12 protein-coding genes are annotated in these 10,794 nt (G+C 54.0%); all 12 read right to left on the bottom strand.

Annotated features, from left to right (window positions below; translation table 11 throughout):
* Window positions 1-132: 132 nt before the first annotated feature.
* The 12 genes from NDI45_RS26315 to NDI45_RS26260 all read right to left on the bottom strand — a co-directional run bounded on the left by NDI45_RS26315 (window position 133) and on the right by NDI45_RS26260 (window position 10,777).
* Window positions 133-1,068 (bottom strand): SDR family NAD(P)-dependent oxidoreductase, encoded by a 936-nt coding sequence (locus tag NDI45_RS26315; protein WP_348249478.1) that lies wholly within the window; start codon window positions 1,066-1,068, stop codon window positions 133-135.
* A 48-nt stretch (window positions 1,069-1,116) separates the two neighbouring features.
* On the bottom strand, window positions 1,117-2,208 hold the full coding sequence (locus tag NDI45_RS26310) for a redoxin domain-containing protein (RefSeq protein WP_348249477.1): 1,092 nt from the start codon (window positions 2,206-2,208) through the stop codon (window positions 1,117-1,119).
* Window positions 2,209-2,249: 41 nt separating this feature from the next.
* The gene (locus NDI45_RS26305) at window positions 2,250-3,257 is read right to left on the bottom strand and encodes a nitrilase-related carbon-nitrogen hydrolase (RefSeq protein ID WP_348249481.1); all 1,008 of its coding nucleotides are present in this window, start codon (window positions 3,255-3,257) and stop codon (window positions 2,250-2,252) included.
* Window positions 3,258-3,259: 2 nt separating this feature from the next.
* Window positions 3,260-4,612 carry an epoxide hydrolase family protein gene (locus NDI45_RS26300; RefSeq protein WP_348249476.1) on the bottom strand — a complete coding sequence of 451 codons (1,353 nt, stop codon included), beginning with the start codon at window positions 4,610-4,612 and terminating at the stop codon, window positions 3,260-3,262.
* A 219-nt stretch (window positions 4,613-4,831) separates the two neighbouring features.
* Window positions 4,832-5,266: a DUF6130 family protein gene (locus NDI45_RS26295; protein ID WP_348249475.1), complete on the bottom strand. Its 435-nt coding sequence runs from the start codon at window positions 5,264-5,266 to the stop codon at window positions 4,832-4,834.
* Between the two features lie 22 nt (window positions 5,267-5,288).
* Window positions 5,289-5,438 carry a hypothetical protein gene (locus NDI45_RS26290; RefSeq protein WP_348249474.1) on the bottom strand — a complete coding sequence of 50 codons (150 nt, stop codon included), beginning with the start codon at window positions 5,436-5,438 and terminating at the stop codon, window positions 5,289-5,291.
* 61 nt (window positions 5,439-5,499) lie between these two features.
* The gene (locus NDI45_RS26285; protein WP_348249473.1) at window positions 5,500-6,180 is read right to left on the bottom strand and encodes a VOC family protein; all 681 of its coding nucleotides are present in this window, start codon (window positions 6,178-6,180) and stop codon (window positions 5,500-5,502) included.
* 142 nt (window positions 6,181-6,322) lie between these two features.
* Window positions 6,323-8,017: a GMC family oxidoreductase N-terminal domain-containing protein gene (locus tag NDI45_RS26280; RefSeq protein WP_348249472.1), complete on the bottom strand. Its 1,695-nt coding sequence runs from the start codon at window positions 8,015-8,017 to the stop codon at window positions 6,323-6,325.
* 296 nt (window positions 8,018-8,313) lie between these two features.
* Entirely contained in the window at window positions 8,314-8,643 is a 330-nt protein-coding gene (locus tag NDI45_RS26275) for an NIPSNAP family protein (RefSeq protein ID WP_348249480.1), read from the bottom strand.
* A 4-nt stretch (window positions 8,644-8,647) separates the two neighbouring features.
* Entirely contained in the window at window positions 8,648-9,358 is a 711-nt protein-coding gene (locus NDI45_RS26270) for an SDR family oxidoreductase (RefSeq protein ID WP_348249471.1), read from the bottom strand.
* Window positions 9,359-9,410: 52 nt separating this feature from the next.
* Window positions 9,411-10,265 (bottom strand): oxidoreductase, encoded by an 855-nt coding sequence (locus NDI45_RS26265; RefSeq protein ID WP_348249470.1) that lies wholly within the window; start codon window positions 10,263-10,265, stop codon window positions 9,411-9,413.
* Window positions 10,266-10,309: 44 nt separating this feature from the next.
* Window positions 10,310-10,777, bottom strand: a complete 468-nt coding sequence (locus NDI45_RS26260) for a VOC family protein (protein ID WP_348249469.1) — start codon at window positions 10,775-10,777, stop codon at window positions 10,310-10,312.
* Between the last annotated feature and the right edge of the window lie 17 nt (window positions 10,778-10,794).

Below are 10,794 nucleotides of genomic sequence, written 5' to 3'. Positions count from 1 at the left end.
GCTGCACAACTTTCGATTGAGCCAACGTCAGCAAGCCGTTGCCTAACAACAATAGCGAGGAGGGAAAATGTCCCTTCTGTTCAACTTCTTCTCCTTATTTCCGATGAAGTCTAATATACGAGCAACCTGTCCTCAAGCCGCGACTTGACTTTGTGTGAATTCAGCAGCGTGCAATTTCACGAAGTCGTACAAGCTCGTCGGCATCTTGCCAGTAAGCTTGAACAAGTCATCCGTCATGCGGTCATACCGCCCCTGCGTGTGAAGTTCAGCCATCACTGCGAGGTGGTTGACGAGGTGCGTTGGCACCCCAAACTCACGAAGCGTAGCAACCCACCCGGAGAGTGGTAGGTTGCGATAGTGAATCGTTCGACCGAGTGCTTCGGAAAAGACGTGCGCGTAGTGGTTCAGATCGGCTGATTCAAATCCGGTCAGATTGTAAACCTGACCAATGTGCGGGGCAGGATCGTCAAGGATCACGGACACGGCACGCGCTACATCAACCGCCGCGATCGGTGAAGTCTTGCCATTACCCAGCGGCAGTGCCAGTTCGTCGTTATCCCGAACGCCAGCAGCGGCGAGACGCAGGAAGAAGCCTTCGAGGAAGACCGTCGGTCGCACTGTGACGATCGGTAGCCCTGACCATGCCAATGCCTGCTCCGCAAGCCAGTGCAGCTTGTGTTGTGGGCTGTCGGTGGTTTCAGTGATGCTCATTTGCGTTACCGTCATCTGCGACATGTTTACGAAGGCTTCGACACCGTAATGCCGTGCTACCGCAGCAACATTGACCGTGGCTTCAAGATACGCCGCCGAGACCGACATACCAAAATAGATGCGCGCAACCCCTGCGATCGCCCGGTGCATTGAGGCAAGATCGGTCAAGTCGCCCTGCACGACCTCAGCTCCGAGGTGGCGCAGACTTTCAGCACGTTCATCCTCCCGTCGAACCAGGGCGCGTACTTTATACCCCTTAGCAAGCAACATGGCAGCGAGGTGGCGACCAATGCCGCCGATATCTCCTGCCGCTCCGGTCACGAGAATCGGGCTGTCATGTGTGAATTTCATCGTCATATCATTTACCTTCCTGTCACTCGTTGTGAGGACGTATCTGTTGCGTGATTAACCGAATGTGAACGCAAACGCCTCCACTCCAGCATCTAGAAACTCGATCTCAAACTGGCGATCGCCGATGGGCTGCGGCTGTCGGATCAGTTGGTACAACCGCTGTTCAGTAACCGTGCCTTCGCCTCGCTCATTGACGTCAAGTCCGCGAGCTGCAACAGCTGGCTGTCCGTCTATGAGCACGCGAAACCCTACAGATGTTCCTCGCTCGCTCGGTCCCATAACGAGATGAAGGTCGCGAGCGTGGAAGCGGTACGCGATCCGCCCACCGGACTGATTCAGGACAATAGATTGTCTTCCGATGGTCCAATCGCCCGAAAGGGCCCATTGATTAAGTCTCAATTGCACGGGGGCGGTATATAAATGAGGCTTGTTTAACACCGTGCTGCCGGAAGACGCAAAATTCTCTGTTCTTTCGTAGCCGAGGTAGTTTTCAGGCGATTTCAGGCTGTCCCAATCGGCAGCAGCTTCAAAACCGCGAGCCTCGACTTCGACCATTTCCTGCCCGACACCGCCAGTACTGGACTCAGATAGGAGCTGTTGAATCACCCGTTCCGATCGCTCGTAGTTGCCCTCGCCGAATTGGTGATGACGAATCCGTCCTTGCCTATCTACAAAATAAAGGGCCGGCCAATAATGGTTCCCGAAGGCACGCCAGACGGCATAATCGTTATCCACGGCGATCGGGTAGTCAATTCTCATGTCCATTAAGGCTCGGCGGACATTATCAATATTCTTCTCAAATTCAAACTCGGGCGTGTGCACACCGATCGCGGTCAATCCCTGATCCTGATACTTCTCAGCCCACGCACGGACATAGGGGAGTTGGCGCAGCCAATTGATGCAGGTATAAGTGCAGAAGTTGATCAGCACGACTTTTCCACGCAGTTCGTCAACGGTTAATGGCTGCGAATTGAGCCACGCGATCGCGCCGCCAAGAAAAGGCAGTTCGCCTTCAATCGGTAATTCAGCCGTTGCCGATGTAGCGTGCTGTTTGGTGTGTTCGAGCCTGCCGAGCTGGGTGGCAGCAATGGTTTTAATCATGGTTGTTAAAAAGTAGCGGCGATTAGGATTGATTTCTTCGAACACACGCTGACCTCCCTGTCATTGCGTTCAGAAGTGCGGTGGAATTAGAGAACCTCCATAGTCCTCTCCTCGACGATCGCGTGCGAACCATTCGCATTGGGGTATGCGGTACGCTCATGAACGTGTGATGCAGGCGTTCGATCGATCAGCAAGCTGAGCAGTTCGGGGCGGCTGTAGTGACCGCGCGCATCCATTAGCCGCTTACGGGCATCGATCTGGGCAAAATCAAGATCGGCAATCACTTCGCCTTCACCAGCCTGTATCGGCCCGTCAATGATCCGGCCGTCCGGGCTCACGATCGCAGTGAAGCAGCCACCCGAAATCGGCCCGATCGGAGAACCCGTGTCCTTCATGATCTGGTCTTGCTGGTTGGCATCTAACCACGCGGTCGCACAGACAACAAAGCAGGCAGATTCAAGGGCGTGCTGGCGGATGTTAATTTCCGCCTGCTCCGCGAACAGGGGTCCGGCGAACGATCCGGGATACATCGCCGAGTAAATTTGCTCACCATCGGCGATCAGGGCGTAACGTGCCAAAGGATTGTTATGCTCCCAGCAGGCAAGTTGTCCAATGCGCCCAACGGCACTATCGACGGCACGCAGACCCGATCCATCACCCTGGCCCCACAGTATCCGCTCGTTATAAGTCGGTGTAAGCTTGCGGCGGCGCTGGATCAGTGTCCCGTCTGTGTCGAAGAGAAGTTGCGTGTTGTAGATCGAGCCACCGTCGCGCTCATTAACGCCGATCGAAACAACCATGTTTGCTTCCTTCGCGGCTTCGCCGATCGCCCAGGTTTCAGCAGACGGCACCGTAACCGACTCTTCAAGCAACCGCAAATGTTCCTTTGCCAACGCAAATGGAGCTAGCACATAAGAGAAGTAAGGATAATAGGGAATGATGGTTTCGGGGAAGGTGGCGAACTGGACACCTTGTTGTCCCAGCTCACGAATCTTCTTAATGACCTTCTCAACAGTACCTCGTCGGCTGTACAGCACAGGGCTAATCTGCACGGCGGCGGCTTTAACGATTGTATTGGTAAGGATATTTTTCATCACTAACGCAGCGATCGAAATGCCGCCCTGAGTTCCTGAGTAAAAATCGTTGGCTCCTCCCACGCTGCGAAGTGTCCGCCTTTGTCGAGTTGGTTGTAATAAATGAGATTGGGATACGCCTGCTCGGTCCAACTCCGTGGGGCCTCATATTGCTCACCGGGAAAGACGCTCACCGCCACTGGAATGGAGACGCCCTTGGCGTTGAAAAAGCCACCCTTATATTCCCAATAAAGACGGGATGCGGAGACTCCCGTGTTCGTCAGCCAATAGAGCGTGATGTTATCGAGAATCTCATCCCGCGTCAGTTCGCCCGTGGCGCTGGTCGTCCGGTTTAGAGCCGAGGCGATTGCTGTGGCTGGCTGACCGCCAGCATCATTGTGGTCCAGGAGCCAAGCGGCCAGACCGACGGGCGAATCCGCAATTCCATATAAGGTTTGCGGACGTGACGCCATTATTTTGGCGTAGTCAACTTGCTTGAACGTTCTGATCAACTGCTCATAGGCGCGCTGTTCGTCAGCTGAGAGACCTGATGGCACCGGATCGCCAACCTGAAGCGCCCTGTCGATATCAGCCGGAACGGTGGCAGGCATATTGGTGTGGATGGCGAGCAATCCCGCAGGTGCCTGCAAACCCATCTGATCGACGACAAACGCACCCCAATCGCCCCCCTGAGCGACGTAACGGGGGTATCCCAGACGCTTCATCAACACGTCCCATGCCTGTCCCATGCGCTCGGGACCCCAGCCGGTGCTCGTTGGCTTGCCAGAAAATCCATAGCCCGGCATCGACGGAATCACTACATGGAAAGCATCGGATGCGTTTCCGCCATGTGCCGTGGGATCAGTCAGTGGATCGATAATCTTTAGCTGCTCGATAATCGAGCCGGGCCATCCATGCGTGACGATCAGCGGTAACGCGTTTTCGTGCCTTGAACGAACATGAATGAAATGAATGTCTAGTCCATCAATCTCGGTGATGAAGTGCGGCAAGGTGTTCAACTTTGCCTCGACCTTGCGCCAGTCGTAATCTGTCGCCCAATAACGCGCGAGTTCTTGCATTGTTGCAAGCGGTAGACCCTGCGAGTGGTCGGCGACAGTTTCCTTCTCAGGCCATTGCGTCGATGCAATGCGGCGACGGAGATCAACGATCGCCTCTTCTGACATATTGATGCGGAAGGGGCGAATGGCGGTTGGGTTGGTGGACTGCCCAGTTCCAGGTTGAGTCGTAGCGGTTTCGGGTCTTGTTGTGCTGGATTGGGCGATCGCAGAACTGAATCGACCGAATTGTGTAGCAGCAATGGTCATGCCTGCAATGCCTAAAAAGCGGCGGCGTTGATGGTTGATTTTGTCAAACATTGATCTTTCTCCAATTAGATTTAACTGAGGTTACGTATTGTCTGTCCGCATTACTCAGGTGGGATGGTGAGGCAGTTATGGGTTTGAGTTCCGTTACTCGCCCGATCGCTCACTTCAAAGAGGCAAAGGCGATTGGTACCAGCAACTTGTTAGTAATGTTCTGCACGAGTGGACTGTCCTGCCTGCTGCACCAAAGCTCGAAGCAGGCTTGCGTGTTCTTTACTCCAGCGAGGTGGACCGGGCATGGAGGTTCCGTTGGTGCGCTGCTGCGCTGTTGTAATCAGGGATGATAAACGTCTGCGTCACCACCTGTCCGGGGAAGATGGTGTGGTTAGGATCAACTAACTCGATCCTCACCTTGTGCTGGCCAGGCGGCAGGTTAACTATGTCAACCGTATTGTTGTTACTCGCATCCGCCCACCACCAGGGCAGATCATCGACAATAATGTGCAGATGCCCAGCACGCGGAGATACCTGGCGGCCACCCTCCCCAAACACGGGTACGATGTGCAAGTTCTCCACCCGGTATTGAGCCCAGTAGACACCCTGGACTAGCCCTTCGGGAAGCGGAGGGTCCACGATCAGCTTGGGTGCGGGCTCGTTCTCGATCGCAACGTACGGTGAAGCGCCGCGGATGTCCCTCGCACTCGCCACGGTCGTAACCTGGGTTTGTGCGTTAGCTTGGGGGGATTGGCGCCAGTACGCGATCGGGCAGTGCCAGCAACACTGCTGCTGCAAAGAGCGTGACGAGAAGTCCTGAGAGCAAGACGAAGGCACCTACGGTACGGGCTTTGATTGTGTAGCGTACTTTTTTTAGTTTGGTCATTGTGTTCTCTACTTGCTGCAAATTGTCCGTTTCCCGGCTCAGGCTAAACATTCTGTCCGCATCATTTGGAAAGAACAGGCAAAAGCGCTTCCATGTAGCGGTCAGCGGCTGCTGCTGCCTCTTCTGGAGTGCTGCCATTTTGACGTGCACTCAGATAGGGGGCGTACCAATCCCACCAGTTATGCTCAGCGTGCGTCTTCTCGTAGGGGTCGTGGTGCTCTGCCGTCTCGCGGAGCAGGTCTGCCAGGGTTGCAACGTCTGTTTGTGGAGCGTCCCATAGGCGACCAGGAAGCCGTGTTGTGATTTCCTGGAGCAGCCAAAGATTCCCGTCTGGGTCCTCGAATGAGGCAAATGAGAAGTAGGAACGACCTTGCGGATCGCGCCCGGGAATGCGTGGATTTTCCACGGCGTTGTTGAAGGGACCGCCAACGTAGTGGAAGATCTCGCTGACGTTGACACCGCGATCGATCAAGTCTTTACGGGCGTCGTCGAGGTTGTCCACAGCGAGAACCAGGTTTTGTGTCGAGCCAGAATTGTCTGAAGTGACTCCCTTGCCGAAGAGGATCGAGGCGTCCGAGTTGGGTGGTGTAAAATGTACGCCGCGGAAGTCGCCCTCCACCACGTCGATGTCGAACCGCCAGCCAAGATTCTCGTAGAATGCTTTGGCGCGATCGACGTCGGAGACAGGCAACATCACAACTTCGAGTTTCATGTTTGGGCTGTTTACGTGATTGCTACTCATCTTGTTCTCCTTTAGATTCGTGAGTTGAATATCTACTTCGGTTACTGTTCATTCTTCTGCGATCGCCCGATCCAAACCACTCAAGTTCTTTGAGTTAACACGCGACTTAAATGGGTGTTCGCCAATGAAAAGTGCGGTAGTTTTATTGCGTGCTTGAGACTGTTTCTACGGTGGTTTGCAGCTGATGTTCGAGCTGTAGAATTTCTGCTGCCCGCTCCCCGATGACCACGCAGGGAGCCATCGTGTTACCGGTGGTGATTTGCGGCATAACCGATCCATCCGCGATTCGGAGATTGTTGATTCCATACACTTTCAGGTTGCTATCCACCACCGACATGGCATCGCGACCCATTTTCGCGGTGCAGGTTTCGTGCCAGAAACTTGTTGCCGCATCCCGAATAAAGCGTTCGAGTTCGGCCCCTTTCAAATTTCCTGGCATGACTTCGCGCTTGACGAACGGACGCAGCGGAGTGGAATTGCCAACTTCGCGGCAGAGTTCTACGCAGGCGATCGCAGTTTTGAGATCCTCCGCGTCAGACAGCGTGTTTGCATCAATCAGAATCGGGTCGGATGGATCGGCTCCTGTCAGGCGCAGACGACCTCGACTTTTGGGGTGCACGATCGCTCCAAATAACGTCCAGCCCGCATCAGGCAGCCTAAACCGGACGGCATTCTCGGCACTGGATTTTGGTACCTCGGCCTGACAAACAAATAAATCTGGGCTGTCAAGCCCGGGCTGGCTTGTCGAGAAAAAGATTGCCTCGGACAGGTTGTTTCTCGGTTCGAGAACAGTTTGATATTCCCAGACACAATCAAATGCAACGTGGTCTTGAAAATTTTGCCCTACACCGGGAAGGTGCTGCACAACAGGAATTCCAAATCGCCGCAACTCGGCCTCATCGCCGATACCGGATTGCATCAGTACTTTCGGCGTATGGATGGCACCGAGCGACAGCACGACTTCGACTGCCGCACCAATGCGATAGATTGCGCCCCGATAAGAGATCTCCACGCCAGTAGCCCGCTTGCCCTGGAATGTCAGCCGTGTGACCAGTGCATGACTGAGAACCGTCAGGTTTGGCCGATCCATATAAGGGAAGACGTAGGAACGGAATATTGATTCGCGTGTGCCATTGCGGACTCGCACATCGGTGATAGAAGCACCCTTCGCCGCTTCCATCATGCGCCCGTTCGGATTTTCAAAAGTAGGAATACCCACCGTCCGCGCTGCTTCGACCGTTGCAGGTGCGATCGGGTTTGGATCTGGCGCAGGCTGGACAAATACAGCTCCTCCCGTGCCGCGATACATTGGGTCTGGTGCGCCATGCCAATCTTCCAGGCGGCGATAAATCTGCAAGACGGATTCATAACTCCAAGCCGGATCGTTAGCTTCGGAGGCAAAAAAATCCCAATCCTGTTGGTGTCCGCGTGCCCAAACCATGACGTTGATGCTCGATCCACCGCCGAGTACCTTGCCCATCGAAAACGGAATCGAACGACCGTTCACGTGTGGATTCGGCTGGCCCGGGAAGCTCCAGTCTCGATCAGTTCCAAGGTTTAGCGGCCATTGATTCGCTGCCATGACACTTGGCACGTCATCGCTGCCTCCAGCTTCAAGCAGCAGAACGCTGACATCGGGATTCTCAGCCAGTCTGCGGGCAACCACCGAGCCAGAAGAGCCAGATCCGCAAACAATAAAATCGTACTGGTGCCTTAGCTCAGAGGTGAGCTGGCGCTGGTTGCTGCAGACACGCTCGGCGAAACTATCGCGGTCATCAGTCTCACGTTGATAGCTGTCACCATCCTCAAAGGACTCGTTCTCAAAATTCGTTTTCATTGTGCCTAGCTCGTTTGCAAAATCGAATTCACTCAGGCTGCTTCCTGTCCGTTGCCATCACCGCTCTATGAGCGCGACCGTTAGCGCTCATGTGAGAAATTGTCTGCAGCATCTTGAGGTTCTGCCTAGATTGCATTTACAAATGAATGCCGCTACTCCGTCCAGCTCTCCAAGCCCGTCGCGTTTACTACAACGGCATCACGGCTATTGCCTATCCGCGCCATCCAATTGTTATGGTAGAGAGGAGTCTATAGGTCGGATGCTACAGGTTCGAGTTCCGTCACTCGCTCCACCGCTCACTTCACCGAGGAAAAGGCGGTCGGTGCTAACAACTCGTTGCTGATGTTCTGCACCAGTGGACTGTCCTTCTCGGTTTCAGTTTTGATCGCGATCCATTCAGGGTCAGCGAGGAATGCGTTCCATCGCTCCTCACGCTCAGCTAAGCTGTTCCAGGTAAGTAGGTAGGTGAGTTGGTTACTCTCGCTCTTGCCGATCAGCGTTGTCCAAAATCCTGCCTGGCAGATGCCATGCTTTTCCCAAATCTGCAGCGTGTGGTTTTGAAAGCGTGCGAGCAGGGCTGGTAGTCGGCCAGGCATGGCGTGATAAATGCGTAATTCGTAGATCATGCCTTCAATGCCCCGCACTCTGTCCACCATCAACATGAAGGATTTCGCCCGTCACAAAGTTGGCTGATTCGAGGTAGAGGATTGCATCGACGACGTCGGAAATCTCGCCCATATAACCGACTGGGTGCAGGGCATCGAGCTGAGCATGGGTCTCAGGGGGATGCATTGGTGTCCTGATGATACCCAGCGCGACCGTGTTCACCCGGATGCCGCGTTTGGCATACTCGATCGCCAGTGATTTGGTTGCGGCATTCAGTCCGCCCTTGGTCAGCGACGCGAGTACGGAGGGTATGCCAGCGATCGCGTTGTCAACTAGGCTCGTTGAGATTTGCACGACGTGACCGCTACCCTGCTTCTCCATCTCAGCGATGGCGAGTTGCGTCATGTGAAAGAAGCCAGCGATGTTGGTGCCCAAGTACGCTGCGTAATCTGCCTCGGTATATTCGATAAATGGCTTGACGATGAAGGTGCCAGCGTTGTTAATCAGCGTGTCAATGCGCCCAAATCGGGTTACGCCCTCGATGATTGCACGCTCGGCAGTTTTTCGATCGGCGATGTCACCTGACACTGCGAGGACTTCATCATCGTCTGATGGTTTAATTGAGCGTGAGATTGCAATTACCCGATAGTTGCGATCGCGGTACGCCTTGACGAGGGCTGCGCCAATGCCTTGGGACGCGCCGGTAATCACAGCAACTTTCTGTTCAGTGCTCATCGTAAAAACTCCTTTGGAAATCATGGGTGAATGTTGTAAGTCAGGCGATGATCTAAGCTGCAACGCGGTGGTCATGGTCAGTGCTGGTCGCGACGGGCAACCATGCTTCGATGTCCTGTGCTACTTTTGCGGCGTTGTTTTGATACATTGCAACCGCGTCCTTTCCAACAGGTAAATGCAGCGGAGGATGGTCTGTAGTGGCGAGTTGGAGAATTACCTGAGCAAACTTCTTTGGATCACCGGGCTGGTTCCCGTGTAGCGCATCAGCTCCGCTCCGCATTAGTCCTACCGTTTCCTGGTAATCGGCGATGATGGTTTCAGCCGCAACATAGGAGTCAGTGCTGAGGAAATCGGTCGTAAAAAGACCGGGAGCAACTACCGTAACGTGGATGCCGAGTGGTGCTAGTTCAACTGCCAGCCCTTTGGAAAGACCTTCAACTGCAAACTTAGTAGACCCGTACAATCCCCAACCTGGAATTGCATCGTAGCCAAACAACGATGAGATATTGATGATATGCCCAGACTTTTGCTGACGCAGGTGCGGCAATACAGCACGAGTCACATTGAGTAACCCAAACACGTTGGTATCATACTGGTTGCGAACTTCGGCATCCGTGGCTTCTTCGATCGCCGTTACCATGCCGTACCCAGCATTATTGACTAAGACATCAATCCGATTGAAACGGGTAATGCTTTGCTGAACAGCCGCCTGCACCTGATTCTCCTGGGTGACATCCATCTGCACCATGTACAGATTTGGATGGTTGTGCAGGATAGTGGCGAGTTGTGTGGGCTGGCTGCGAACCGTTGCTACGACTTGGTTGCCCGTTGCTAGAGCGGCTCTGGCAATTTCTAATCCAAAGCCCCTAGAGGCTCCGGTAATGAACCATACTTTCTGGGTTTTCATGGTATGTCCTTGGTTTAGGTGGTTTCTAGTTTGCTGATGTTTCATTACCGTCCGGGCTTCCGCACCCTGATCTCCTGAAGCACCCAACCGTTGCCGTCTGGATCACTAAACGAGGCATAGGAGGCATAGTCGCGACGTTCTGGATCAGGACCTGGCACTCGTCCTTCAGTTCCAGCGTGGGGGAAGATCCCGCCGACGTCGTGGAATATCTCACTTACCTCGACCCCCCGATCGACCAGTTCAGCATGGGCGGCTTCGATGTCATAAACGATGAGGTACAAACCTTGAACTGAACCCGGCGCGGATGATGAAATTCCTTCACCGAAAATGATCGAGGCTGCCGATCCAGGAGGAGTCAATTGCACCACTCGAAAGTCTTCACTGGTGACAAAGTCGGCATCGAGTCGCCATCCCAACGTTTTGTAGAAGTCTTTGGAGCGATCGACATCGGCAACAGGCAATACCACAACTTCGAGTTTCATGGTTTGATTGGTGACTTGATTGCTACTCATTTTGTTCTCCTTTTGGT

This window comes from Leptolyngbya sp. GB1-A1, assembly GCF_039962475.1.
Taxonomy (GTDB): domain Bacteria; phylum Cyanobacteriota; class Cyanobacteriia; order Elainellales; family Elainellaceae; genus Leptolyngbya_A.
Note: the sequence above shows the minus strand (reverse complement) of the source record. Positions and strands in the feature narration are given on the sequence as shown.

Coding starts and splice junctions, on each gene's coding strand:
- NDI45_RS26315 (WP_348249478.1), bottom strand. CDS start 1,068: ATGACGATGAAATTCACACATGACAGCCCGATTCTCGTGACCGGAGCG.
- NDI45_RS26305 (WP_348249481.1), bottom strand. CDS start 3,257: ATGAAAAATATCCTTACCAATACAATCGTTAAAGCCGCCGCCGTGCAG.
- NDI45_RS26300 (WP_348249476.1), bottom strand. CDS start 4,612: ATGTTTGACAAAATCAACCATCAACGCCGCCGCTTTTTAGGCATTGCA.
- NDI45_RS26290 (WP_348249474.1), bottom strand. CDS start 5,438: ATGACCAAACTAAAAAAAGTACGCTACACAATCAAAGCCCGTACCGTA.
- NDI45_RS26285 (WP_348249473.1), bottom strand. CDS start 6,180: ATGAGTAGCAATCACGTAAACAGCCCAAACATGAAACTCGAAGTTGTG.
- NDI45_RS26280 (WP_348249472.1), bottom strand. CDS start 8,017: ATGAAAACGAATTTTGAGAACGAGTCCTTTGAGGATGGTGACAGCTAT.
- NDI45_RS26275 (WP_348249480.1), bottom strand. CDS start 8,643: ATGATCTACGAATTACGCATTTATCACGCCATGCCTGGCCGACTACCA.
- NDI45_RS26270 (WP_348249471.1), bottom strand. CDS start 9,358: ATGAGCACTGAACAGAAAGTTGCTGTGATTACCGGCGCGTCCCAAGGC.
- NDI45_RS26265 (WP_348249470.1), bottom strand. CDS start 10,265: ATGAAAACCCAGAAAGTATGGTTCATTACCGGAGCCTCTAGGGGCTTT.
- NDI45_RS26260 (WP_348249469.1), bottom strand. CDS start 10,777: ATGAGTAGCAATCAAGTCACCAATCAAACCATGAAACTCGAAGTTGTG.